Genomic DNA, 25,714 nt, shown 5'->3' on the forward strand with positions numbered 1-25,714 from the left:
CCGGCCGCGCCGCCGGGAACACGGAATTCCACAGCACCGAAACGCCTTACGCATTTCCCATCGGAAAAGGCCGGATCACCGGCCGGTGGAAACGTGCGCGGACACAGCGAGTGAAAACCGCTGCCCCGATGCGGAACTGCGGGTGGGAATCGAAGAAGGCATTTCGCCGGATGTGTATTCGGCATGCGCGCACAACGGATGCCGCGCATTCGGCACGGCAGGACAGCGAAATCCGACGAGGGGGATCATGACAGTGGGCGACAACTCCGCCGCCTCATCCGCCGCGGTACCGTCCGGCGCGGCACCGGCTCTGCAGCTGCCCGTCAGGGACTTGGGCGGCGGTGCCGCCGAAGCGGCGGGCACGGGCACGTACTCCTGGTCCGGCGACCGCCTCGCGCCGGTGAGGGACGCCGAGTCCGGCGAGCCTGGGGTCTCGGACCTGCTCCACGCCGCGTTCACCGTGCTCCTGCACCGCTACAGCGGCCAGGACGACATCGTGGGAGCACGGGCGGGCGGCGCCGGCGGTGCGCCCCTCGGCCGGCCCGTCGCCGTGCGCTCGCGGATCGACGAGGACGTGACGCTCTCCGCGCTGGCGGCCGGACTCGGCACCCGCTACCGCGACGCCGCCCGGACAGCGGCGCCCGACGCCTCCGCCGACCTCGGCACCGGGCTGCGCGCGGGCTACGTGGAGCACGACGGCGCCGAGGCCGCCGACGCCGACGGCTTCGCGCTGCTCCTGGAGGCCGAACTGGCTCACACAACCGCACGGTTGACCCTCCACTACGACCGCGGCCTCTTCACCGCCGAACTGATCACCCGCATGGCCGCCAACCTCAACACCCTCCTCCGCGACGCCGCCGCGCGACCCGAGGCCCCCGTGGGCGAACTGACCGTGCTGTCCGCGGCAGAGACCCATCACCTTCTGTCCGGGCTCAACGACACCGCCCGCCCGTACGCCTGTGCCCCGCTGCACGCCCTCGTCGAGGCCCAGGCCGCCCGCACCCCCGACGCGCCCGCGGTGGAGTGGCAGAGCAATGTGCTGACATATCGTCAGCTGGACGAGCAGGCCAACCGCTTGGCGCGCGCGCTGGCCTCCGGCGGGATCACGCCGGGCTCCCGCGTCGGCCTCTGCCTGGCACGCACCCATCGCACCGTCGTCCTGCTGCTCGCCGTGCACAAGGCGGGCTGCGCGTACGTGCCGCTCGACCCGGCGTACCCCGCGGACCGGCTGAGCGCCATCGCCGCCACGGCCGACATGGCCGCCGTCGTCCACGACGGCGACGACGCCCCGGGCTGGCTCGACGGCCGGGGCGCCACCGCGCTGCCGTGGACGGAACTGTGGGAGAAGGCGTCCGCCGAGGACGGCGGCCTCCTGGACACCGGCGTCGGCCCGGACGCCACGACCCACCTCGTCTACACCTCCGGCTCGACCGGCCTGCCCAAGGGCGTCGTCATCAGCCACCGCAACGTGGTCGCCCTCCTCGCCTGGGCCGAGGACACGTACGGCTCAGGTGAACTCGCCCGGGTCCTGTTCTCCACCTCGCTCAACTTCGACCTGTCGGTCTTCGAGCTGTGGGCGCCGCTCACCCGCGGAGGCTGCGTCGTCGTCGTGGACAACGTCCTCGCGCTCACCGAGGACGAGGAACTGCGGCCAACCCTGGTCAACACCGTGCCGAGCGCGCTGAACGTACTGCTCGAGCGCTCGGCGCTGCCCGGCTCGACCCGTGTCCTGAACGTGGCGGGCGAGCCGCTGGCCAAGGAGCTCGTCAACGCGGCCTTCCACGGCACGGGCATCGAGCGGCTCTACAACCTGTACGGCCCCTCCGAGGACACCACGTACTCGACCTGGAAGTGCTTCACCGGCCCCACGGCCACCGCCCCGACCGTCGGCGTACCGATCCACAACACCGTCGCCCACCTGCTCGACGCGCACGGACGGCTGGTGCCGCACGGCGCCGTCGGCGAACTCCACCTGGGCGGCGACGGCCTCGCCGGGGGCTACATCAACGACCCGGAGCGCACCGCCGCCGCGTTCGTTCCCGCCCCGGCCCACCTCTCCGTGCCCGGGGGGCGGCTCTACCGCACGGGCGACCTGGCCCGCTGGACCGAGGACGGTGAACTGCGCTTCCTCGGCCGCAAGGACAACCAGGTGAAGGTGCGCGGTTTCCGGATCGAGCTCGGCGAGATCGAATCCGTCCTGCGCGAGAGCGTCGGCCTGTGCGACGTCGCCGCACTGGCGGTCCGCACCGACGGCGACACCCGGCTGGTCTGCTACGTCGGCCAGGACGGCGGCACCGTCTCCGTCGAGGCGATGAGCGCCCACCTGAGGGCCAAGCTGCCGCACTACATGCAGCCCGCGAAGATCATCGTCGAGGAACGGCTGCCGCGGCTGCCCAACGGCAAGGTCGACCGTACGTCCCTCGCCGCCCGCGACGTCGACTGGGGGCAGGCCGCCGCGGCCGCCCTCTCAGGCGACGACCCCGACGAGGTCGCGGTCGCACGCGTCTGGTCCGACCTGCTGGGCACGGCAGCGCTCTCCCGGGACCTCGACTTCTTCTCCGTCGGCGGACACTCCCTGCTGGCCAACCTGCTGGCCGCCCGCCTCTCGGACACCGCCGGCAGGGCCGTACGCGTCGCCGAGATCTACGAGCACCGCACCCTCGCCGACCAGGCCGCGCTGCTGCGCCGCAAGCGGGCGCAACTGCCCGACGCCCGGGCCGGGTCCGGCACCGCCGGGCGGCTGCGCGCCGTCGCCGAGACGCTGCGCGAATCGGGCCGCGGCCACGGCGTTCCCGGCGCGGGAGCGGCGGTGTTCCTGGACGGCGCACTGGAGTTCACGTACCACGGCGTCGCCGACACCGCCACCGGGGCCGCGTACGGAGCCGGGACAAGGCAGCGCGTCACGTGCATCACCAAGCCCATGCTCGCCTTCGTCGCCCTGCGCCTGGTCGACCGCGGCCTCGTCGGACTCGACCAGCCGCTGCACGAACTGCTGCCGCAGGCGTTCCGCCGCCGCGACGGCGGCACCGTCCAGGTCACCCTGCGGCACCTGCTCTCGCACACGAGCGGCGTCGACGACTCCTACGAGGTGTGGCACGACACCGACCTGCCCGGGCTCGACGCCTACATCGGCACGCTCGCCGGATACGGGCAGCTCTTCGAGCCGGGCGAGGTGTTCGCCTACTCCGCGGTCGGCACGTCCATCGTCGCCGCCGTGATCGAGAAGCTGCTCGGCATGCCCTGGCGCCGTGCCGTCAACGAACTGATGCTCACGCCGCTCGGCATCGCGGAGATCCCGCAGACCCTCACCGAGGACGGCCACTACGCAGGCGCCGTCTCCGTCGGCTACGTGTGGAACGAGCGCGCCAAGAGCTATCTGCGGCACGATCCGCCGAAACAGACCGTCGCCGACGACGCCGCCGGCTCGTTCTCCGTCTGCCTCACCCTCGAAGAGCTGGCGAAGATCGCCCTCCTCGCGATCGACGACGGCGTCGCGCCCTCGGGCGAGCGCCTGCTGTCCGCCCACCTCGCCGAGCAGATGCGCACTCCGCAGATCCCCGTCCCCGGCCACCACTTCATGCACGCCTGGGGACTGGGCTGGCTGATGTTCGGCCCGTCCGCCTTCGGGTTCAACTCCAACGGCAGCGGCCACCACAACTTCGTCCAGATCTTCCCCGAGGAGCGCGCCTTCCTGCTGCTGCTCGCCAACGCCTACCCCGCCTTCGGCCTTTACGAGGACCTGCTGCGGGCGCTCACCGGTGAGGGACTGATCCGCACCGGGCGGCCGTTCACCATGCGACTCGACGACTGCGCGGGCCTGTACGCCTCCGACGGCTACCGGCTGAACGTCCTGCGCGGCACCGACCACCTGCGGTACGAGTACGCCGAGCGCCGTCCGGACGGCAGCTGGCTCCAGCTCGACGAAGGCGACCTCGTCCTGTCCGGCGCGGGCGGGTTCACCTCCATGTCCGAGAAGAACATCCTCGCCGGTTCCATCTCCTTCATCCCCACCCCTGGCACCGACGTTCCGGGCTACGTCCGGATCGGCCAGCGATTCGCGAGGAAGACGCGATGACAGAGCCGCAGGACCCGACGGGCCGCGACGACGGTCCCGGACACGTGGTGTTCGTCACCTGGAAGGCCGGCAACGCCCCGGCGTTCGAGGCGGCCGCACGCCTCGGCCACCATGTGACCCTCGTCCGCTCCCTGCTGATGGAGCAGTCGCAGCACATCGACTTCGACGCCTCGCCGTACGCACGGTTCGTCGACACGGTCCACGTGCTGAAGGACGCCACCGACATCGACGCCCTGCGCGCCTGTGTGCTCGGCGTCCACGGCGAGCGGCCCATCGACGGATTCGTGGCCACCGTCGACGCCCTCGTGGTCCCGGTCGCGAGGATCGCCGAGGAGATCGGCGTGCCGTTCACGGACGCCCGCGCGGCCGAGGCAGCCAAGCAGAAGAACCGCTGCCGGGAGATCCTCGCGGCCGCCGGCGTCGACAGCACCCGGCACGCGGTCGTCGCCGGCTTCGAGGAGGCCGCCGCCTTCGCGGCCACCACCGGCTATCCCGTCGTCGTCAAACCGGCGAGGGGCTCGGGCAGTGAAGGAGCCGACGTCGTCGCGGACGAGGAGCAGCTCCGCGGCATCCTCGGGCAGGCGGCGGCCGGCACCACCTACGAGGCCGGCATCCTCGTCGAGGAGTACCTGTCCGGGCGGTTCGTCTCCGCCGAACTCGGCCTCAGCCACGGCAGGTTCCTGCGCCTCGCCGTCAGCGAGCGCTCCACCTGGGAGCGGCACGAGGCGCTGGAGACCGGCACGACCATTCCCGCCGGGATCAGTGCGGGGGACCACGACCGGGTGATGGAGTTCGCCGAGGCCGTCGTCGGCGCACTCGGCCTGCGGCTCGGCATCTTCCACATCGAGATCATGCTCGGCGAGGACGGCACACCGCGGCTCATCGAGGTCAACCCCCGCATCATGGGCTCCTGCCTGCCGAACCTCTTCCGGCTCGCCGGCGGCGGCGACATCTTCGAACTCCTGGTCCGCATCCACCTGGACGAGGAGATCGAGCGGGGCCCGACCCGGTTCACGCACTACGCGACCGTCCGCTGGTTCGGCGCCGCGGACCTCGCGCCGAAGCCGGACCACGTGCCCGACCTCAGCTGGGCCGCCGCCGAGTACGGCGACAGCCTGCACGCCCTCACCGTCCGGTTCCCCGAAGGGGACGTGCTCCTTCCGTGCCGGGGCAACCTCGGCAACTTCGGCGAGGTCCAGGTCGTGCACGCCGACCGCACGGCGTCGATCCGCATCGCCGAGGAGATCGTCGGCCGCACGGCCGACCGGCTCGGTATCGAGGTGACCAGATGACGGCCACGACCCCCTTCTACGCGCAGACCCGCGCACAGCTCGCCCGGCTCGGACTGCCGGACGGGGACCTGCACCTTTCCGGCGGCTCCGGCAGGGCCTTCGACGACGGCTGCCACTTCCGCATCGAGGTGCCGACGGTGAACTCGGTGAACGCAGCCGAGACGCTGCTGTCCGAGAGCCGCCGCCGCGGATTCACGATCAACCGCATCACCGAGACCCGCGGCATGTACCGGCACACCGCCCGCGAGATCGGCGAGTACGTCGCGCTCGGCAAGGAGTACGGCGCCGAGATCCTCATGTCCGTCGGCCCCCGCGCCGGCTACGACATCGGCGCGAGCGTGCAGACACCGGAAGGAAGCCGGATCGGCTACCGGCTGCGCGGCCAGGAGCAGATCGTGCGCGCCGTCGAGGACATCAAGCGCGGTCTCGACCTCGGTGTCCGCGGATTCGTGGTCTACGACGAGGGCCTGCTGTGGGTCCTCGGACGGCTGCGCACCGCCGGAGACCTGCCCGAGGACATCCACCTGAAGGTCTCCGCGCACTGCGGGCAGGGCAACCCGGCCTCCGCCCAGATGCTGGAGATGCTCGGCGCGAACAGCTTCAACCCCGTACGGGACCTGACGCTGCCGATGATCGCCGCGCTGCGCCAGGCCGTGACGATCCCGCTGGACTGCCACGTGGACAACCCGAGGATGTCCGGCGGCTTCATCCGCACCTACGAGGCGCCCGACATCGTCCGCGTCGCCGCGCCGGTCCACCTCAAGACGGGCAACAGCGCGCTCGAAGGCCACGGCACCAGCCCCACGCCCGCGCAGCTGGACGACATCCTGCGGCAGGTCGAGATCGTCATCGAGTTCCTCGGCCGCCACTGTCCCGGGGCCCGCCAGAGCACCGCCGACCGCGCTCTCGCGCCGGCCGGCGCCGGAACCCGGACGGAGGTGTGACCCATGTGCCGCATCTACGGCTGCTTCGGCGGCGAGCGCGTCGGCCCCGAGGTGCTGGAGGCGGTCGCCGACGCCATGCGGGAGGGCGGGCCTGACGAGCAGACCGTCCAGCTCGGCGACGGCTGGGCGCTGGGCAACAACCGGCTGGCGATCCAGGGCATCGCACACGGCCACCAGCCCTTCGCGCGCGAGGACCTGTCCTGCGTGTTCAACGGCGAGATCTACAACCACCGGCAGCTGCGCGCCGAACTCGCCGCACGGGGCTACACCTTCGAGGGCGACTGCGACGGCGACGTGCTGCTGCCGCTGTACGAGCTGTACGGCGACGCGTTCACCTCCCGCCTGGAGGGCATGTTCGCGATCGCGGTCACCGACCGCCGCGCCGAGCCGTGCCTGAAGCTCTTCACCGACCACGCCGGCATGAAGTCGCTCTACTACTACGTGTCCGACGACGGCCGCCGCCTGTGTTTCGCCTCCGAACTCCAGGCCCTCAGCCGCTTTCCCGACTTCCCCGACGAGATCGACCCCCTCGCCGTCGACCGCTACCTCGGCGGCAGGGCCGTGTGGGGACCGGGGACCGTGTACAGCGCCGTGCGCACGCTGGAGCCCGGATCCGCGCTGCGCTTCGCGGACGGCAGGCTGTCGGTGACCCGCACCGCCCTGGAGGCGGCCCAGGTGGACTGGCCCGGCGGCGAACCGACGGTCGCCGCCGCCGCGGCGATGCTCGACGAACTGCTGCGCCACGAACTGGGCCGCATGCTCGACGCGGACGTCCCCGTCTGCGTCATCACCAGCGGCGGCCTCGACTCCAGCTACACCACGGCGCTCGCCGCCCACCTGGTGTCCGACGTCGCCTCGTTCAACATCGCCTACGAGGGGGACTGGCCGGCCGACGAGCGGCACTTCGCCGAGGAGGTCGCGCGCCACTGCGGCACGCGCCACCATCAGGTGCTCCTCGACCCGGCCGGGTTCCCCGCACTCGTCGAGCGGTTCGTACGCCACCTCGACCAGCCCAACAACGCCCCGCACAGCCTCAGCACCTTCGCGCTGTTCGAGGCCGTCCACGAGGCGGGGTTCAAGGTCGCGCTGACCGGGGACGGGGCCGACGAGCTGTTCGCCGGATACTCCCGCTTCGTGAAGGCCGACAGGGACGGCGCCGCCACCTGGCACCGCGCGTACCAGGGCACCATGGCCGCCGCCCACAACGCGACCCTGGAACGGCTCTACACGCCGGACTACCTGGCTCACGTGAGGGCGTCCGGCGGGCTCTTCGGCGACCGCAACGGCGACGAGCTCGACCGCCGGGTGCGCTCGGGGGAGCGGAACAGACTCGAAACACTGCTGCGCTACGACCAGTTCGAACGCTTCCCGTACTACATCCTGCGCCGCGTCGACCATCTGAGCATGGCCCACTCGGTGGAGGCCCGCGTCCCCTTCCTCCAGCCGTCCGTGATGCGCCTGGCGCACGCCCTGCCCGCCGGCGTCAAGGTCGCCGGCGACACCGTGAAGGCGCCCGTCGCCGAGGCGGCCCGCCGCTGGGTGCCCAGGAGCGTGGTGGAGCGGCCGAAACAGCCGTTCACGCTGCCGATCGTGGCGATGATCAAGCCGGGCGAGGCACTGTACGACATGATCGGCGACACCCTCCTCGGCCCCGGTGCCCGCTGCCGCGACTACTTCCGGCAGGACACCGTCCGCGACCTGTTCCGCCTGCAGACCGAGAGCCCCGCGGCACACGCCGCCGAGCCCCTCTGGTCACTGCTGATGCTGGAGACCTGGCTCTCCGCACGCGACCTCACACCCTGACCACCCTAGGAGAGATCCCGCAATGACCCAGGCACCCGAGAGCCGGCCCGCCATCACCTCGCTGCTGGCCGGTGTGACCAAGGACGACATCCGCCGGGACCCGTTCCCGCACATCGTCATCCGCGACGCGCTGCCGCAGGAGCTGTACGACGCGCTCGCGAAGTCGATGCCGACCGCGGAGTACATCGGCGAGCGGATCGGCAAGCCGATCACCTCGAACGAGCGCTACAACTACATGTCCGAAATGGTCCTCGGCGACCCCACGATGGCGCAGGTCTGGAAGGACTTCGTCACCTACCACTCCTCGCCCGCCTTCTACGAGGAGTTCCTCGACCTCTTCGAGGAGGACCTCCTCGCCAACCTGCCCGCGGCCCAGGAGAGGCTCGGCCCCCTGCGCGACCTGCGTGTCGGCCGCCGCAACAGGGACGACTTCGAGACCCACGACATCCTGATGGACTGCACGGCCGTCATCAACTCGGCCGTCACCGGCAAGCCGTCGGCCTACCGGGGCCCGCACGTCGACAAGCCGTACAAGCTGTTCGGCGGCCTGTTCTACATGCGCCTGCCCGAGGACGACGCCACCGGCGGCGACCTCGTGCTGTACAAGTACCGGACCGAGGCGCACAAGTTCTACACCAGCGCCTCCGAGTACGGCGACAACCGCTTCGACATCGACCCGCAGTACGTCGAGGAGGTCACCACCGTCCCGTACGCGAACAACACCCTCGTGATGTACCCCATCAACCGGCTGGCCCTGCACGGCGTCTCGGTGCGCAGCCTCACCCAGCACCAGCGGCGCTTCATCGCCCTCGTCGGCGACCTCCAGCACCCGCTCTTCGACCTCGCGCTCTGAAGGGAACACCGTGATCCCCTTCGACCAGCGCACCGGAAAGATCTGGTACGACGGCGGCCTCGTCGACTGGGCCGACGCGAAGCTGCACGTCCTCAGCCACGGACTGCACTACGCCTCCAGCATCTTCGAGGGCATACGCGTCTACGGCGGCAGCCCGTTCATGCTGAGCGAGCACATCGCGCGGCTGCGCGCCTCGGCACGCATCCTCGACTTCGACCTCGAACACAGCGACGACACCCTGCACGCGGCCACCCTCGCCGTCGTCGCCGAGGCGGGCATCACCGAGGGCTACATCCGCATGAACGCCTGGCGCGGCTCGGAGGTCATCCAGACCGCCGCCCTCAGGACGTCCGTGCACACCTCGGTGGCCGCGTGGGAACTCCCCGAGGGCTACTACGCGGCGGCGGACGCCCTCGACAAGGGGATCTCCCTGGTCACCGGCCGCTACCGCCGACCGGCGCCCGAGTACGCGCCGGTCAAGAGCAAGGCCGCCGGCAACTACATGATCGGCACGGTGAGCAAGAACGAGGCCCTGCGGGCCGGATTCGACGACGCGCTGCTGCTCGACGACCGGGGCAACTTCGTGGAGGCCACCGGCGCCCACCTGTTCTTCACCAAGGACGGCGCCCTGTTCACCCCGACGACCCGGTGCACGATCGACGGCATCACGCGGGCCTGCGTGTTCGCGATCGCCGCGCACGAGGGCATCGCGTGCACCGTCGGTGATCTGGCGCCCCGGTTCGCCGGTGAGGCCGACGGCGCGTTCATCTGCGGCACCGCCTGCGAGATCCTGCCTGTCGCGCGGATCGACGACCACCACTACGACCCCAGCGGCAACGACGTCGTCCGGACGGTGATCACCGGCTACCGGAAGCTGATTGAGGGCCGCAGCGACGTGGAAGTGCCCCATGCGTGGGCCCGGTAGCCGACCGGCACGGTAGAGGAACAGGCCCCTTCACAGGAGCCGCAAGAGCAAGGGCGCGTGCATGGGAGCGGTAGAGGCTCTGGAGAAACTGGCACCGGTGGTGCTGGCCTTCGGATGCGGGGTCCTCCTCGCGAGACGGAAGGTGGTGCCGGCCGAGAGCTCCAAGGTCTTCGCCGACTACGCCTTCCTCTTCGCGGTCCCGTGCTTCCTGTTCGGCAACATCTACCGGAGCGACCTGGGCGCCCTGTTCGACTGGCGGGCGATCACGGGCTACGCGGCCGCGGCCGGCGCCGCGGTCGTGCTGACGGGCGCCCTGGCGCGGATGTCCGGCGTACGCGACCCCCGCGGCGTGGCCCTGCGCATCATGGCGGCCGTCCAGGTGAACACGGCCTACTTCGCCGTGCCGGTGTTCATCATGCTGTTCGGGAACGCGGCGCCGATCTTCCCGGTGCTGCTGTTCCAGGTCTGTGTCCTGTCCCTGGTCATCATCTCGATCATGGAACTGGGCCGCCCGGACCGCACCGGTGGCCCCGGCAGACGGCTCGGCGCCGCCGTCGTCGCCTCCCTGATGACCCCGGTCGTGATCGCCTGCAACGCGGGCATCGTGCTCAACCTGCTGCCGGTGCGGCTGCCCCAGGTGGTCCTCGACAGCTTCGCGTTCGTGGGCGACAGCGCCTCGCCGGTGGCGCTGTTCGCCCTCGGGCTGCACCTCGGCGGGACGGGGCTGCGGGTCCGCGGCACCACCGTGGAGGAGATGTGGCTCATCGCCTTCAAGTGTGTGGCCTTTCCGCTGCTGACCTTCGCCGTGTGCCGCTACGGCTTCGGGGTCGGGGGCGACTGGCTGAGCTACCTCGTCCTGATCGCCGCCATGCCCGCCCCGCAGAACCTGTTCATCTTCGCCCAGCGCTACGACGTGAGCGTCGACATGTCCGCGGCCCTGGTCGTCAAGAGCTCGGTCGTCGCGCTCCTCCTGCTCCCGCTGTGGATGCAGTGGGTGGCGCACGCCGGCTGAACCGGTCCGGGACCGGCCGTCCGTTGCGAACCGCCCGTTGTGAACTCCGTCGTTGACCGTTCGTGTGACACCTCCTTGTGACACCTCGTTCGACACCTCGTGTGAAACCGCTCGTGAAAGGCAGAACCGTGACCCAGACCGCGCAGCCCACCCGAATCACCGTCCAGCAGGTGGCAGGCCGCATCGGAGCCGAGATCTCCGGAGTCGACCTGCGCGAGGAACTCGACGACGTCACGGTGGCCGAGATCCGCCAGGCCGTCCTCGCGCACCGCGTCGTCTTCTTCCGCGGCCAGGACATCGACCACGCACAGCACATAGCCTTCGGCCGCCGCTTCGGCTCCCTCACCCGCCGTCCGGGCAAGAAGCACGGCGTCCACCCCGAGGGCCACCCGGAGATCCTCACCGTCGACCCGAAGGCCGACACCGAGCGCTACGGCGCGGACTTCGAGGAGCACTACCGGCGCAAGTGGGTCTCCCCGCTCGCCGGGTGGCACAGCGACCTCACCCAGTCCGTCAACCCGCCCGACCTGTCGATCCTGCGCGCCGAGAAGACCCCGGCCTTCGGCGGCGACACCCAGTGGACCAACACGGTCGCCGCGTACGAGGGCCTCTCCGCGCCGCTGCGCGAGTTCGTGGACCGGCTGACAGCCGAGCACGCCTTCTTCACCGCGGTCCACCTGCGCCACTCCGACGAGCGCGACCGCGAGATCCTCAAGCTCTACTGCGAGGATCCGCAGGTCGCCGTCCACCCCGTGGTCCGCGTCCACCCCGAGACCGGTGAGAAGGCCCTGTTCGTCAGCCCCGGCTCGACCACCCGCATCACCGGATTCACCGAGCTGGAGAGCCGCCACCTCCTGGAGCTGCTCTTCCAGCACATGACGAGCGCCGAGTACACCGTTCGCTTCCGCTGGGAACCGGGCAGCATCGCCTTCTGGGACAACCGCAGCACCTGCCACTTCGCCCCCACCGACTTCGCCCACCTGGACGTCGAGCGGGTCATGCACCGTGTGACGGTCCTGGGCGAGCCGGCGAAGGGACCGACCGGCTTCGTCTCCGAGCTCGTCGAGGGGGAGCCGATGCGCGCCTGGTAGGCCGGCCTCGCCGGGCCCCGGCCACAAAGGAGGCTCCGGCCGGACAACCGGCCGGAGCCTTCGGGTTCGCCGAACGACGAGATCCTCGCCCGCGGACGCCCCGGTCAGGTGGCGAGCAGCCGGTTGAAGAACGAGCGGTACTCGCGCAGCGCCACGCGCAGGCTCTCGGTGTCGACCTGCTCGCCCCGGTTCCACTGGTGTTCGAGGCCCTCCCTGCGTTCTGCGAAGGTCGCGGCCAGCGACTGCATGACGTCCGCGACCAGCGAGTCCGCCGAGTGCACGGCCTCCCGTGGGTCGTCGACGAAATCGTTCTGAATGGCCTGCCAGCGGGTACGGAAGCTCTCCTTGTCGTCGGGTGCCAACAGTTCCTCGTCCGTGTCACCCGCCTCCCCCGTGTCGCCCGTGTCCGCCGCGGAGGTCTGCTCCGCGGCGTCCCCGGCCGGGGCGGGTGCGCCCGCCTCCGCCGCGGTGTCCGTGTCCGCGGTGCCGGAGGTCTCGGCGGCACGCGTGTCGGCCTCGCCGATGCCGCCGGTCTCCTCGCCGGGGAAGACGGGCGGCGGCCCGGCGTCCTGTCCCTCGCCCGCCGCGCCGCCTGCGCCCCGGGCGATGTCGTCGGTCGTCAGCCCGCTCCCGGCGGGCCGTGTCGTGTCGTTGTCCCGCATGATCTCTCCCGCGCGACTGCGTAGGGATCAGGCACGGGCGGGCCCGGCCTGTCCGTCGGAGAGCAGCTCGTCGAACAGGGCCCGGTAGTGCACCATGGCCCCCCGCAGCTGCTCGGTGGTGGCACGCTGCGCCGTGCTCAGCGTGTTGATCTCGTGGGCGGCCCGGTAGTGCTCCAGCGTGCGGCCGTGCTCGACGGAGAGGTCTCGCATCTGCTGCTGGTACCCCTCCGTGGGGTAGCCGCGTTCGTGCATGAGCGAGGTCACGAGCCGGTCGGCGTCGTGCACGGCGTCCACCGGACGGTCCACGAACTCCTGCTGCACGTCGACCCATTCCCGGGCGTAGCGGTCCCTGGCGCTGTCGGGCAGGGGCCGGATCTCGAGCGACGCGTGACGCTTCTCGCGGGTGCTGAGTTCGCGCTCGGCGGCCCGCCGGCTCCCGGCGTCCTCGACGGTGCGGTCGTACTCGGGGCCGAAGCGCTCACGCAGACGACGGCGTCGCCGCATGGTCATCGCCACGGCCAGGGCGATCAGGGCGAGCACCACCACGACGGGGATGATGATCGCCAGAAGAGTGCCAGTTGACATCGGCCGGACCCCCTTGTCCGTATCGGGTGCCTCTCTGTTGAGCGCAGGTGCCCACGGGCACCGGCCCGAAACAGTCCCGTCCCGGTCAGTGGACGGTGACCGCCTGCTCCGGGCTCCCGGCCCCGTCGGCGTCGAGTACGGGCCGCCCCGGCCCCGCTGTCCGTGCGCTTCACCGCGCACATGGGCGCGGTAGCGGCGAACGTGAGTGACTGAGGGCCGGGGTGATCAGCCGCCCGGTGTCGCCGCCCGCAGGACGAGGAGCGCGATGTCGTCCGTGCGCTTGCGGGTGGGGCCCGCCTGCTCGATCAGGCTGTCGATCAGCAGGTCCAGGTCGTGGTCGTCGGTGTCGGCGAGACGGTGCGCGAGCTCGGCGATGGAGTCGTCGAGGTCGGTCCCCGGCGTCTCGACCAGGCCGTCGGTGTAGAGCGCGAACAGCAGTCCCGGGGCGAGCGGGATCTCGGTGACCGGGTAGCTCGCGTCGGGGTCGATGCCGAGGAGCGGGCCGGGCGCGATGTCGACCGGGGACGTCCGGCGGTCGGGGAGGCGGAGCAGCGGCGGCGGATGTCCCGCACTGGCGAGCCGTGCCCGCCGCCGGGCGAAGTCGAGGTGGACGTAGAGACAGCTCGTGAACAGCCCGGGGTCGAGATCGACGAGCAGCCGGTTGGTGCGGGACAGGACGTCGTCGGGCGAGGCGCCGACGTGCGCGTGGGCGTGGACGCCGGTGCGCACCTGTCCCATCAGAGCGGCGGCGGCGACGTTGTGGCCCTGGACGTCGCCGATGACGGCCGCGGCGGCGGTGTCGCCGAGCCGGATCACGTCGTAGAAGTCGCCGCCGATGTCCATGCCGCGGGTGGCGGGCAGATAGCGGGCCGCGACGTCCAGGCCGGCCACGTCGGGCAGGCTGTGCGGCAGCAGCGCCTGCTGGAGGCCGTGTGCGAGCTGGTGCTTGGTGTCGTACAGGTGAGCCCGGTCCAGGGCCTGCGCGATGAGTCCCGCGAGCGAGGTCATGACGGCGCGTTCCTCGGCCGAGAACGTGTGGGGCCGTTCGTAGGACAGGACGCAGCAGCCGACGGGACGGCCGGAGATGATCAGCGGAAGGAAGGCCCATGCCTGCTTGCCGCTGACCACCGGAGCCTCGGGATAGATCCGCTGCATCTCCTGCGGACTCGAGAAGAACGACGGGATGCCGCTGCTGAGCGCCTGTCCGGCCGGGGTGAAGTTCGTGTCGAGCGGCAGTCCGTCGAGGCGTTCGACCACATGGTCGGGATAGCCGCGGTGGCCGATGATGCGCAGCCGGCCGGCGTCGGCGGTGGACAGCACCAGTCCCTGGGCTCCGAAGGCGGGCATGATCTGGTCGGCGGCGAGGTCGACGACGTCCTGGACGCCGACGACCTCGGTCAGGGCGGCGGCCAGATGCATCAGCTGGTAGAACTGCCCCGCGCGGGCCGGCGGCGCGACGGGCGGCGGACGCTGGGGCGCGGGCGATGGCGGGGGCGTTGCGCCGGTGGGGACGATACGGACGCTGATACCGCTGGCGTCCGGGTAGAGGTGGAAGTCCAGCCAATGGTCCGGCGGACGGCAGGCGGTGAAGGACACCGGTTCGCGGCTGATCACCGCGGCCCGGTAGCGGTCCTCGTAGGTGGGGTCGTCGAGCCACGGCAGCGACTGCCAGGGCAGCGTGCCCAGCAGGTGGGCCGCGTCGCGCCCCAGAAGCTCGGCGCCCCCGGCGCTGAGAAAGGTGAGCCGCCCTTCCAGGTCCAGCGCGCAGGAGCCGCCGGGCAGGCGCTCGGCGAAGTCGGCGGCGGCCAGGGCCGGGCCCGAGGCGGGGTGGCCGGCTTCCACGGGCAGGACACGGGGCTGGCCGCCCGGGTCCGGTGGCCGCCCGGACGCGGCGGCCTCCTCCAGCAGCCGGGCCAGCCGCCGGCAGTTGGCGGCGATGTGGCCCCGCTCCCGTGCGGTCATGTGGGGCGGGCGGCCGGCCGGCCACATCAGCAGCAGGGTCCCCCAGGGGCGCGCGCCGGTGACCGGCGCGGCGGCGAGCGCGTAGGGGTACGGCAGCGCCACCGCCGTACGGGGGTAGGACCGGACCATTTCCTCCTGGTTGGCCACCCAGACCAGGCGGTCCTCGCGAAGGGCGTCGGCCACCGGGGCCGGCGACGCCACCGGCACTCTGGCCCACGGGGCGGCGAACTCGCCCGGCGCCCCGCACAGCACCTCCAGACACAGCACGTCCTCATCGGCGCGCAGGTACAGCGCGCCGATGGTGGCACCGGTTCTGCGCACCGTCTCCGCGACCGCCGCACCCACGGGGTCGGGGCCGGTGGCCGGGCCACCCGTGCTGGTCACGAGGCACCTCCGGCGTCACAGGGCGCTGTGGCCCGTACCGGCGCCCTCACCCGCCCAGGAGCTTGGCGCATCCCCCGCGGTACCGGCTCCGTATCACTGGGGACGTTACGCCGCCCCGGGCACGACGGCACGCCGTCGTGCATCAGCCCCGCGAAGCCCCGCAGAGGCTGGTCCCATGTGTTCGCCGGCTTCCTGGACGGCTCCAGCGGCCACACGGCCCGGTTTCCGCCACGTGGACGGGGTCCAGCGGGCGAGCCGTGCCGCCGCCTTTCGGGCGACGCCACCGTGCTCCTGCGCCGCTCGTCCGCGCCACCCCGTGACACTCGGTCATGGCTGCCGGTGCTCCCGGGCGCCACATGCGTCAGGACGCGGGCGTCCTGGCTTCCGACGATGCGACGCTGCGAGGGCTGTGTGGAGCCGGTCACCCTGGGGTTGGAAGAGGAGTACCTGCTGCTCGCTCCGGACACGGGCGTGCCCGTGCCGCTGGCGGAGCAGGTGAGGTCTGCAGCCGGTCTCGCTCCGCTCGTGGACGCCAAGGAACTGCAGTCCGAGCTGCTGCAGGTGCAGATCGAGGTCGCCACCAGGATCTGCACCGAGCTGAAAGAGGTCGGGGGGCACCTTCTGCGCCTGCGACATGTGCTGGGGGCCGCCGCGGAGGCGAACGGATGCCGGCTGGCGGCCTGCGGCACACCGCCCGTGAGGGGGGCCGAGTCGGCCCGCGTGACCGAGCAGTCGCGGTACCGCGCGATGCAGGTGCAGGCTCCGCAGCTCGTCGCCGAGCAGCTCGTCAACGGCCTGCACATCCACACGGCCGTACCGTCCCCGGAGGTCGGCGTCGCTGTCCTGAACCGGTTGCGGGGCTGGCTGCCGGTCCTCGTGGCCATGTCCGCGAACTCGCCGTTGTGGGACGGCCACGACACCGGATTCGCCAGCTGGCGCACCGTGATCTTCGGCCGCTGGCCGGTCAGCGGGCCCCCGCCCGCCTTCGCGGATCTCGCGGACCACGAGGAGCGCGTCCAGACGCTGCTCGACAGCGGGATCATCCGCGACAGAGGGCAGCTGTACTGGCAGGCCCGCCTGTCGGACCGATTCCCGACCATCGAAGTGCGGTGCCCCGACGTGCAGTTGCGCGCCGATGAAGCGGTCATGTTCGCGGGCATCGTGCGGGCTCTCGTCACCACGGCGATCAGCGAAGCCGAAGCGGACGTGCCCCTGCCCGCCATCGCCCCGGAGGTGCTGCAGGCGGCGAACTGGCAGGCCGCCCGCCACGGTCTCGGCGGCAGCCTGATCACCGCGGCCGGCGAGCGCCGCAGTGCCGGGGACCTCGTCGCACTGCTGATGGAACACATCACGCCCGCGCTGGACGCCGCGGGCGACACCCGGGAGGTCGTCTCCCTCGTCCACCGGCTGCTCCAGCAGGGCACACCGGCCGACCGGCAGCGGCGGGCCCTGGCCGAAGGCGGCCTGAAGGCGGTGACGGACCTGATCGTCTCCGAGACCCTGGCGTTGTGAACGGGGCCGCATGAGTCGGTCCGCGCATCCGGTCAGCTTCTGCTGCCACAGCTCCGCGAACCGCTTCGCGCGGGTGGCGCTGCGTTCGACGACGGTCACCTGGAGCGCTTTGGTGCCGAACTCGGTTCAGCACTGCCGGTGTCGGGAGACGGAGGGCAGTGCCCGGCCCACGCACAGGGGGAGCGGATCGGGCTGTCCGGCCCCCGTGACCGGACCGGCGTACCAGGTCGAAGCCGGGTGCGGCGGCAGCTCCGTGGGGGCGAGGAACCGCGGTGCGCCGAGGACGCCGCCGCGGTCGGCACCGAGGCGGCGACGTGGCCCGCGACGGCGGCGACCGCGACCGCGAGCGACGCCACCGGGTGTGGGGCCCGGGGTTGTGTGGCACATCCACCGTCATGGTGCGACGACTGCGTGTGGCGGAAGCAGTGCGGCAGGAGGCCCGGTCGGCGGGGCGCTCGGCGCGCCTCGCCTGGGCGCGGCCGGGACGTGAGCGTGATCTGGCGATTCAGTCGCTCAAGGCGGCCCTCGCCGCACTGATCGCCTGGATGATCGCCGGCCGGCTGCTGCAGGCGCCGCTGCCGTTCATCGCACCCTGGGTGGCGATCGTCCTGGTGCGCTCGACGGTGTACCAGTCCGTCGCCCAGGCCCTGCAACAGCTGGGGGCCATCGCGGTGGGCACCGTCCTGGCCACCGTCGGGGGAACGACGCTGGGCAGCCCGACGACGGCCATGGCCGTCGTGCTGCCCGTCACCCTGCTGCTGGGCAACTGGCCGAGGCTGGGCGACCAGGGCATCTACGGCGCCACCGCGGCGCTGTTCGTGCTGACCTCCGGTGATCCGAGCGCCGGCGCGGCGACCGCGCGGCTGCTGGAGTCGCTGCTCGGAGCGGTCGTGGGCGTCGGCGTGAACATGCTCGTCCTGCCCCCGGTGCACCTGCGGAGCACCCAGACCGCCGTGAAGGCGGTGATCGACGAGGCGACGCAGACGCTGACCGCTGTCGCCGACGGGCTGAACGGCTCCTGGAGCCACCGGGAGGCCCGCGACTGGGACGAGCGGGCGCGCCGTCTCTTCTCTCTGATCAAGCAGGCACGATCCGCTCTCGACCGGGGCAGGGAGAGCACCTGGCTCAACCCTGACCGCCGCAACCGCGCGGAACTGCGGCGCCGGCACGGCTCGTTCACGCATACCGTCCATGTGCTGGAACAGCTCAGCGACTACCTCAGCGACCTGACACGCACCCTGATGGAGGCGTCCGACGACCGCGCCGGAAGGCCGCGGCCGGAAGAAGGGGTGACGGCGCTGTACACGCGGTTCCTGCACGACGTCGCGTCCGCGGTGGAGGCCTACGGGGAACTCGTCACCGCCGAGGACTGGTCGGCGCGGCTGCGTCTGCGCCGGGCGGTCGATGACGTCCACGAGGCACAGCGGCGTCTGCGCGAACTGCTGGCGACAAAGGGCACCGGCGGTCCCGAGTGGATGGCCCTGTACGGATCGCTCCTGGTGGACGCACGCAGAGTGGCCGATCAACTGCTCGAGGAACCGCCGGAGGACACGGCGTGAGTGCCGTCGCGTTCCCCGCCGCGGCCAAGGGGACCGCGTGCGGAAGCCCTCCGGCCGCCTGTTCGAGCGACCGCCGGCCGTCCCGCCGGCCTCAGCGCGTCGGGCGCCGCCCGGAGCGCCGCCAGTGCAGCACGAGGTGGACGAGAGCGCCCAGGAACACCACGATCCCGATGACGAGCAGGTAGAACAGTCCTTCGGCGACGGCTCCGATGATGCCCAGCACGATCGCCGCGATGACCAGTGTCAGGAAGAGCGTCATGACGAAGCCCCCTCTTCCGGCGGTCAGCGGCGGGCGAGCTGGCGCTCACCGTTGGCGCCGGGCCGGTAGGCGAGGCCGTAGTGTGCGAACACCGCGGGCTCGTCGTCGGCCGGCAGCACGTCGTCCGTGCCGATGGAGGGGCACTTCTTCACCAGCGCCTTGTCGTAGTCGACCCTGACGTATCCCGGTCCCACGACCGCGCCGTCCAGGGGGACGAAGACCAGGCGCTGCCGGGTGGGCAGACCGATCTGGACGGTGGCCATGGCGGGCTCGTCCGTGCTGGTGTTGACGTAGATCGCCTCCAGCGCGCCGATCTTGCGACCGCCCGCGTCGACGACGTCGTGGGTGCGCCACTCACGGATATCGGCGATCTGGATCATCCCGGGTTCCCTTCACGCGAGCGTGGTGCCCGTATCCGGTGCACTTCCCAGAGTGCTCCTCAGAGGAGGTCCCCACCAGCCTGAGCAGCCCCTTCGTGTCCGCGAGGTCCGAGCGCGAGGCGCCTCACACACGCGTTTCGCTAGTGGCGTCCCGCCCGCCGGTGCAGCAGCCTGCGGAGCCGGCGCCGCACGAGCCGGGTGGGCGACGGGCCCGGCTGCGCGGGCCGTCCGGCGCTGAGCAGGGGCACGAGCGGCATCGGGGAGCGCGCCCCGGCGCTCTCCATCATGCACAGGGGCGTCCCGTCGGGACCTTCCACAGGGGCGATCAGGATCCGGAACGGCCGGGGCGGGTCCCCGGGCAGTTCGGCCTCGAGTGCCGTGGTGCCCTTGACCGGTCCCGTCCGCTGGGCGACCACCTTGCCGTCCACCAGCACCTCGACTTCGGGGTGTGCGCCCCGGAGTTGCACGGTGACGGAGTGGCCGTCCTGATCGAGGTGGAAACGCCGGCCGCCTGCCATGACGTGCCTCCTGTCACTGGCGCCCCGTTGTTCCAGCGTACGCAGGACACGGGCCGCGGCGGGAAGACGCGTCCCGGGGCGGGCGGAGCCGGTGCGGCGTCCGCCCGATTCCCGGTCCGGATTTCGGTGGTAGAAAGAGTTCATGGGTGCCTTTGGCCGACATGCGGCAGGGATCCGGCCATCGGCCTCCCGGTCGGCGGTCTCCCGGCCGGGACGGCGCTCCCGTTCCCTGTTCGGCGTGCACACGGTCGCCGGGCAGGTGTTTCTTCTGCAGTTGGCGATCGTGGTGCTGCTCGTGACCGCGGCCGCGGTGTCGCTCGTTCTGCAGGGCAGGCGCGCCGGTACGCAGGACGCGCGGACACGCTCGCTCAGCGTCGCCGAGGCGTTCGCCCACTCGCCGGGCATCGTCGAGGCGTTGGAGAGTCCCGATCCCACCGCGATTCTGCAGCCGCTCGCGGAGGAGACCCGCAAGAGCACCGGCGTCGAATACGTCGTCGTCTCCAACCGCGACGGCATCCGCTACACGCATCCCGACCCGTCGTTGATCGGGAAGCACATCATCGGTCCCTACAAGGAAGCGGTCGAGGGCCGGGGCTTCACCCGCACGTTCACCGGGAGCCGTGGACCTTCCGTGAACTCCGTCGTGCCCGTCCAGCGGCCCGACGGCACCGTCGTCGGACTCGTCTCCGCGGGGATCACGGTCGAGCACGTGAACGCGCTGGCCAACCGTGACGTCCCCGTGCTGCTCGGCGCCGCCGCGGCCGCGCTGGTCCTCACCGCCGCCGGCGCGGCGCTGGTCAGCCGGCGCCTGCGGCGGCAGACGCGGGGTCTCGGCCCGGCCGAGATGACGCGGCTGTACGAGCACCACGACGCGGTGCTGCACTCCGTGCGCGAGGGCGTGCTGATCATCGGCGGTGACGGGAAGCTGCTGCTCGCCAACGACGAGGCGCGCCGGCTGCTCGACCTGCCACCGGACGCGGAGGGCAGGGCGGTGACGGATCTGGGCCTGGGCGCCGCGACCGCGGAGCTGCTCGCCTCCGGCAGGGCGGCGTCGGACGAGGTACGGGTGGCGGGGGACCGGCTGCTGGCCGTGAACCTGCGGCCCACGGACGCGAGCGGGCAGGCTGCCGGAACGGTGGCCACGTTGCGGGACACGACGGAGCTGTCCGCCCTGGCGGGCCGCGCCGAAGAGGTACGCGAGCGGCTGCTGCTGCTGTACGAGGCCAGTGCACGCATCGGTACGACGCTGGACGTCACCCGCACCGCGGAGGAACTGACGGAAGTGGCGACCCCGCGCTTCGCCGACGTCGTCACGGTCGACCTCGCGGCGCCCGTACTGGGCGGGGAGGAGCCGGGACCGGAGGAGGAGGAGGCCGGTCCGGTGATCGACATGCGCCGCACAGCCATCGCGGGGGCGGGTGCGGACCACCCCTTCCATCCCGCCGGCCGGGACATGGGCTTCGTCCCCGCGGATCCGCGGGTCGTGGGAATGAGCCAGGGCCGTTCCCTTCTGGTTCCCGACGTCACCACCACGCGGGGCTGGCGGGAGCAGGACCCCGAGCAGGCCGCGAGGATCCTCGAGTACGGCGCCCACTCCCTGATCTGCGTCCCCCTGCACGCCCGCGGTGTCGTCCTCGGGATGGCGAACTTCTGGCGCGTGCGCAATCCGCTCCCGTTCGGCCAGGAGGATCTGTCGTTCGCGGAGGAGCTGGTGGCACGGGCGGCGGTGTGCGTGGACAATGCCCGCCGCTACACGCGCGAACACGGCCTCGCCGTGACGCTGCAGCGCAGTCTGCTGCCCGGCGCCTTTCCGGAGCAGAGCGCGCTGGACGTGGCGTCCCGCTATCTGCCCGCCCGGGCCGGGGTCGGCGGTGACTGGTTCGATGTGATTCCGCTGCCCGGTGCGCGCGTGGCGCTCGTCGTGGGCGACGTGGTCGGCCACGGCCTGCACGCGGCCGCGACGATGGGACGCCTGCGCACCGCCGTGCACAACTTCGCCGCCCTGGATCTGCCGCCCGACGAACTGCTCGCGCACCTGGACGAGTTGGTGTCGAGGATCGACCAGGGAGAGTCCGCCGAAGGGACCGGTACGGCCGTTACGGGCGCCACCTGCCTGTACGCGATCTACGATCCGGCGGCGGGGACCTGCACGGTGGCCAGGGCGGGGCACCCGGGGCCCCTGCTGGCGCTGCCCGACGGCACTGTCCAGGCGCCGCACGTGCCCGCCGGGCCGCCGCTGGGCCTCGGGGGGCTGCTGTTCGAGGCCCAGGAGCTGCGGGTCCCCGAGGGGAGCCGGCTGGTGCTGTTCACGGACGGCCTGATCGAGACCCAGGGGCGGGACTTCGACGCCGGCCTCGTGATGATGCGCCGGGTGCTGGCGAGGGGCGAGCGGTCCGCGGAGGAGACCTGCGCGGACCTGATCGCGGTGATGCTGGTCAGCCCGCCGGGCGACGACGTGGCCCTGCTCGTGGCCACGACACGCAGGCTGGACCCGGCGCGCGTGGGGGAGTGGGACGTGGAACCCGATCCCGCCGCGGTCTCCGGCGTCCGCAGGGACGTGGGCCGCTGGCTCGGGGACCAGGGCCACGAAGAGGAGGCCTTCGCCACGGAACTGATCCTCAGCGAACTGGTGACCAACGCCATCCGCTACGGCGGCCCGCCGATCCGGGTCCGTCTGCTGCTCGACCGGACGCTCATCTGCGAGGTGTCCGACGCGGGCCGCAGCGCACCCCATCTGCGCTACGCGGCGACGACCGACGAGGGCGGCCGCGGCCTGTACCTCGTCGCCCAGTACGCCGAGCGCTGGGGCACCCGTTACACCGCCGACGGCAAGGTCATCTGGTCCGAGCAGAAGCTCGGAGCGGGGGACAGGAGCGTCTTCGCATGGGACCCGGAGCTGCTGGGGCTGTGACGGCGGCGAGGCGTCCGGCCCCCGCGGGCCGGCCGGCGCGCGATCAGACGCCACGCGCCCCGTCAGCCGATGGTTGACATCTCTCTTGTCGTCGTTTGGACGACATGGAAAAATGGAGGCCGGTGAAGCGCACGGTCGCCACCGAATCGACCACCGTGTTCATCACGCAGCCGCACCGTTTCTCCGCGGTGCCCGACTGCCTGTCAAGAAAGGACCACCAACGTGCACTGGCAGCAACTCGTCCAGCAGGTGCGGTACTCGGGCCGGTATGCCACCGGCGCCGAAGCCGAACGCGTTCTGCGTGCGGTGCTGACCGTCCTGGGCGGACACGTCAGCAGTGAAGAACGCTGCGAACTGGCGGGCCTGCTGCCCGAGGAAGCGGCTGCGGTGATCAGCCGTCAGATTCCGCTGACCCAGCCGCTCAGCGCGCCCGGCTTCGTCGACGCGGTCGCCGAGCGCCTCGCACCCCTCAGCCGTCCCGAGGCGCGCTGGGCCACCGGCACGGTCCTGGCGCTCCTTGCCCAGCACGCCGGCGAGGACCTCACGCGCCGCATCCTCGCCGAACTGCCCCGCGGCTACGCCCTCCTGTTCGGCCTGGCCGAACTCGCCCCGGCTCCCGCCGCGGCCGCGTGAGCGGCCGGCATCGCGCCGCGCCTCACGGCGTCGGGGCGTCACCGCACTGAGGTCGCCGGGCGGCGCGCGCACCCTCGGGTGCACGCGCCTGCCCGCACGGCCGAAGCGCCGGTCCGTGGGTCACGCCTCGGCCGGCGCCCCGGGTCGGGGGACCGTACGGCCGCAGGCCGGGGCGTACTGGGCGGCCTGCGTGCGGAACATGGCGGCGTAGCGCCCGTTCGCGGCCATCAGCTCGTCATGGCTGCCGTGTTCCACCATGCGGCCCTGGCCGAGGACGTAGATCGTGTCGGCGTGCCGCACACCGGACATGCGGTGGGTGACGAGGACGACGGCACGCCGGGGGCCCGCGAGACGGCGGATGCGCTCGAACGCCTCGATCTCCGCCTCCGGGTCCAGCGCGGAGGTCGGCTCGTCGACGATCAGGACGCTGTCGGCTCCGCTGGTCCCGGCCCGCCAGTGGGTGCGGGCCAGGCCGATCTTCTGCCATTCGCCGCCGCTGATCTCCGAGGCGCCGCGGAACACCCGGGCCAGCAGCGTGCGCAGGCCGTGGGGAAGCCTCGCGACGACCGGCGACGCGCCGGCATAGCCGACCGAAGGCTCCAACTCCTCGTCCGTGGCGTCCTTCTGCGGGCGCCCGATCCGGATGTTCATCGCGGCCGTCACCGGCCAGCGCTGGAAGTCCTGCGTCAGCAGGCAGACCCGCTCGAAGACCTGCGCGCGGTCGAGCCCGGCCAGCTCCGCACCACCCCAGCGAACGGACCCGGAGTGCGGCAGCAGCAGCCCCGCGAGGATCTTCATCAAGGTGCTCTTGCCGGACCCGTTCTCGCCCACCACCGCGATCACGGACCCCATCGGGACGGACAGCGACACGTCCTCCAGCGCCGGTTCGTCCCGGTCGGGGTAGCGGTAGCAGACCTTGTCCAGGACGATGCCGTCCACCCGCACGGGCACACTCGCCCCGCCCCGGGGGATGGCGTGCCGAGCCGCCTCGACGAGGAACCGGTCGTGGTCCTGGACGTACAGGGACTCCTCGTGCAGCTGGTTGACGTTCATCACGAGCGCCCCAAGGCTCGCCGAACCCGAGCGGACGGCGATCACCGCGGTGCCGGCGACCGCGAGTTCCATGTGCCCGGCCACGATGAGCCACCCCATCACGGCGTACGTACAGGCCATGGCCACGCCGGAGAGGGCCGCGGCCACCAGTTCGGTGACCGCCTTGTCGTCGGCGAGCCGCCTCTGCTCGGCCTCGGCGCTCTCGGCCATGTCGCGGTAGCGGTCCAGGAGGAACACACCGACGGCATGGATCCGTACCTCCTGGGCCGCGGTGCGCTCGGTCAGGAGACTGCCGATCAGGCGGCCGGCCCGCACGTGCTCGACCCACGTCATCACCGACACGTACCGCTCCTGGGCCACCCGCATCGCCCCCCATCCGCGCGGCGCAGCGATCAGCAGCAGCATCGGCAGCAGGGCGGGGTGCAGGACCGTCAGGACGCCGGCCGTGGCGATCAGGGCGATCGTGCCGTTGAGCGCGGCGACGCAGGCCCCGATCATGCGCCGGGCGGAGGCGGCGCCGTACTGCGCCACGTCGATCAGGCGGCGGAACGCCGGGTCCTCGATCGCCTCCAGCTCCACGGCGGTGGCCGCCGCCAGGTACTCGGTGGTGGCCATCCGCTCCACGAGCGGCTCCAGACGTCCGGCCCGGGACGTGGACCAGCCGGCCAGCCCGGCGTTGACGACGGCGACGGCCGCCGCGGTGATCAGTGCGGGCAGCGCCGCGCGCAGCCGGTCGACCGGCTCGCCGGAGCCGAGCAGGGCGTGCATCACCGCGTTGACCGCCAGCAGGGTCACCGCCGCGGCGACACCCTGCCCGACCTCGCTGATCCCGACGCCCAGCAGCGACGGCCGGTCCGCGCGCCAGGCGCGGCGCAGTGTCCCGAACACCAGCCGCGGCATGGCCCGGATGGCCGTGACCATGGTCAGATCCAGCGCGGCCCGCTCGTGTTCGGACCATCCCATGTCGTACCGGAGCGGCCCCCCGAACAGCTCCTCCTCGGCGGCCGAGACCTTCGGCTCGGCCATTCGCACCCGCCCGAGATACCTCTTCACGCGACATCACCCCGCGGGGCGGCGGGAGGTAAGAACAGGTCGTTCCCCGTGCTTCTTCGATCGTTCATGAGGAAGGAGATGCCCACAGAACGGGCTCGGGCAACTGCCCCGGTACGGGCCCGGTCGCAACAGAGGTGTGGGGGGGGGGGGGGGGCGGCGGCGGGCCCGGAACCGCGCCAAAGCCGACAAAAAAACGAGAACAAAACACAAACACAACAAAAAGATACGGTATAAGGGCGTGATTCGGG

At 71.8% G+C, this 25,714-nt stretch carries 19 protein-coding genes; 12 read left to right on the forward strand and 7 right to left on the reverse strand.

Annotation, left to right across the window (positions count from 1 at the left end):
• The first annotated feature begins 247 nt into the window (after positions 1-247).
• From AB0K02_RS19985 to AB0K02_RS20020, 8 genes are all read left to right on the forward strand, one after another.
• A complete protein-coding gene (locus AB0K02_RS19985) occupies positions 248-4,075 on the forward strand; it encodes an amino acid adenylation domain-containing protein (RefSeq protein ID WP_365993781.1) in 3,828 nt (1,275 codons plus the stop codon).
• Positions 4,072-5,367 (forward strand): ATP-grasp domain-containing protein, encoded by a 1,296-nt coding sequence (locus AB0K02_RS19990; RefSeq protein ID WP_365993782.1) that lies wholly within the window; start codon positions 4,072-4,074, stop codon positions 5,365-5,367. The genes AB0K02_RS19985 and AB0K02_RS19990 overlap by 4 nt, the downstream gene beginning before the upstream one ends.
• Positions 5,364-6,311 (forward strand): peptidase, encoded by a 948-nt coding sequence (locus AB0K02_RS19995; protein ID WP_365993783.1) that lies wholly within the window; start codon positions 5,364-5,366, stop codon positions 6,309-6,311. Before AB0K02_RS19990 ends, AB0K02_RS19995 begins: the two co-directional genes overlap by 4 nt.
• A 3-nt stretch (positions 6,312-6,314) precedes the next feature.
• Positions 6,315-8,114, forward strand: coding sequence for an asparagine synthase (glutamine-hydrolyzing) (gene asnB, locus AB0K02_RS20000; RefSeq protein ID WP_365993784.1), 1,800 nt, complete (start codon positions 6,315-6,317; stop codon positions 8,112-8,114).
• A 22-nt stretch (positions 8,115-8,136) separates the two neighbouring features.
• The gene (locus tag AB0K02_RS20005) at positions 8,137-8,967 is read left to right on the forward strand and encodes a hypothetical protein (RefSeq protein ID WP_365993785.1); all 831 of its coding nucleotides are present in this window, start codon (positions 8,137-8,139) and stop codon (positions 8,965-8,967) included.
• Between the two features lie 10 nt (positions 8,968-8,977).
• Positions 8,978-9,892: an aminotransferase class IV gene (locus tag AB0K02_RS20010; protein ID WP_365993786.1), complete on the forward strand. Its 915-nt coding sequence runs from the start codon at positions 8,978-8,980 to the stop codon at positions 9,890-9,892.
• A 61-nt stretch (positions 9,893-9,953) separates the two neighbouring features.
• Complete coding sequence (locus tag AB0K02_RS20015; RefSeq protein ID WP_365993787.1) at positions 9,954-10,904, forward strand: AEC family transporter; 951 nt, start codon at positions 9,954-9,956, stop codon at positions 10,902-10,904.
• Positions 10,905-11,032: 128 nt separating this feature from the next.
• Complete coding sequence (locus tag AB0K02_RS20020) at positions 11,033-11,995, forward strand: TauD/TfdA family dioxygenase (RefSeq protein ID WP_365993788.1); 963 nt, start codon at positions 11,033-11,035, stop codon at positions 11,993-11,995.
• Positions 11,996-12,099: 104 nt separating this feature from the next.
• Here the strand turns inward: AB0K02_RS20020 and AB0K02_RS20025 are convergent, their stop codons facing one another.
• From AB0K02_RS20025 to AB0K02_RS20035, 3 genes are all read right to left on the reverse strand, one after another.
• Positions 12,100-12,657 (reverse strand): hypothetical protein, encoded by a 558-nt coding sequence (locus tag AB0K02_RS20025; protein WP_365993789.1) that lies wholly within the window; start codon positions 12,655-12,657, stop codon positions 12,100-12,102.
• A 27-nt stretch (positions 12,658-12,684) separates the two neighbouring features.
• The gene (locus tag AB0K02_RS20030; RefSeq protein WP_365993790.1) at positions 12,685-13,242 is read right to left on the reverse strand and encodes a hypothetical protein; all 558 of its coding nucleotides are present in this window, start codon (positions 13,240-13,242) and stop codon (positions 12,685-12,687) included.
• A gap of 225 nt (positions 13,243-13,467) precedes the next feature.
• Positions 13,468-15,588, reverse strand: coding sequence for a SpoIIE family protein phosphatase (locus AB0K02_RS20035; RefSeq protein WP_365993791.1), 2,121 nt, complete (start codon positions 15,586-15,588; stop codon positions 13,468-13,470).
• A 390-nt stretch (positions 15,589-15,978) separates the two neighbouring features.
• Here AB0K02_RS20035 and AB0K02_RS20040 point away from each other — a divergent pair, with 390 nt between their 5' ends.
• Together AB0K02_RS20040 and AB0K02_RS20045 are read left to right on the forward strand one after the other, a co-directional pair.
• Complete coding sequence (locus AB0K02_RS20040) at positions 15,979-17,100, forward strand: glutamate--cysteine ligase (protein ID WP_365993793.1); 1,122 nt, start codon at positions 15,979-15,981, stop codon at positions 17,098-17,100.
• A 395-nt stretch (positions 17,101-17,495) separates the two neighbouring features.
• Positions 17,496-18,659 carry an aromatic acid exporter family protein gene (locus AB0K02_RS20045; protein ID WP_365993794.1) on the forward strand — a complete coding sequence of 388 codons (1,164 nt, stop codon included), beginning with the start codon at positions 17,496-17,498 and terminating at the stop codon, positions 18,657-18,659.
• A 91-nt stretch (positions 18,660-18,750) separates the two neighbouring features.
• Here the strand turns inward: AB0K02_RS20045 and AB0K02_RS20050 are convergent, their stop codons facing one another.
• From AB0K02_RS20050 to AB0K02_RS20060, 3 genes are all read right to left on the reverse strand, one after another.
• Positions 18,751-18,918, reverse strand: a complete 168-nt coding sequence (locus AB0K02_RS20050) for a hypothetical protein (RefSeq protein WP_365993795.1) — start codon at positions 18,916-18,918, stop codon at positions 18,751-18,753.
• 23 nt (positions 18,919-18,941) lie between these two features.
• Positions 18,942-19,298, reverse strand: a complete 357-nt coding sequence (locus AB0K02_RS20055) for a PRC-barrel domain-containing protein (protein ID WP_365993796.1) — start codon at positions 19,296-19,298, stop codon at positions 18,942-18,944.
• Positions 19,299-19,438: 140 nt separating this feature from the next.
• The gene (locus tag AB0K02_RS20060; RefSeq protein ID WP_365993797.1) at positions 19,439-19,816 is read right to left on the reverse strand and encodes a hypothetical protein; all 378 of its coding nucleotides are present in this window, start codon (positions 19,814-19,816) and stop codon (positions 19,439-19,441) included.
• 229 nt (positions 19,817-20,045) lie between these two features.
• Between AB0K02_RS20060 and AB0K02_RS20065 the strand changes: the two genes are divergently transcribed.
• Complete coding sequence (locus tag AB0K02_RS20065) at positions 20,046-22,727, forward strand: SpoIIE family protein phosphatase (protein ID WP_365993802.1); 2,682 nt, start codon at positions 20,046-20,048, stop codon at positions 22,725-22,727.
• Positions 22,728-22,949: 222 nt separating this feature from the next.
• A complete protein-coding gene (locus AB0K02_RS20070; RefSeq protein ID WP_365993798.1) occupies positions 22,950-23,360 on the forward strand; it encodes a DUF2267 domain-containing protein in 411 nt (136 codons plus the stop codon).
• Between the two features lie 120 nt (positions 23,361-23,480).
• Here AB0K02_RS20070 and AB0K02_RS20075 read toward each other — a convergent pair whose 3' ends face one another.
• Positions 23,481-25,439: an ABC transporter ATP-binding protein gene (locus tag AB0K02_RS20075; RefSeq protein WP_365993803.1), complete on the reverse strand. Its 1,959-nt coding sequence runs from the start codon at positions 25,437-25,439 to the stop codon at positions 23,481-23,483.
• Positions 25,440-25,714 lie beyond the last annotated feature (275 nt).

Source organism: Streptomyces sp. NPDC049597, from assembly GCF_040675505.1.
GTDB lineage: Bacteria > Actinomycetota > Actinomycetes > Streptomycetales > Streptomycetaceae > Streptomyces.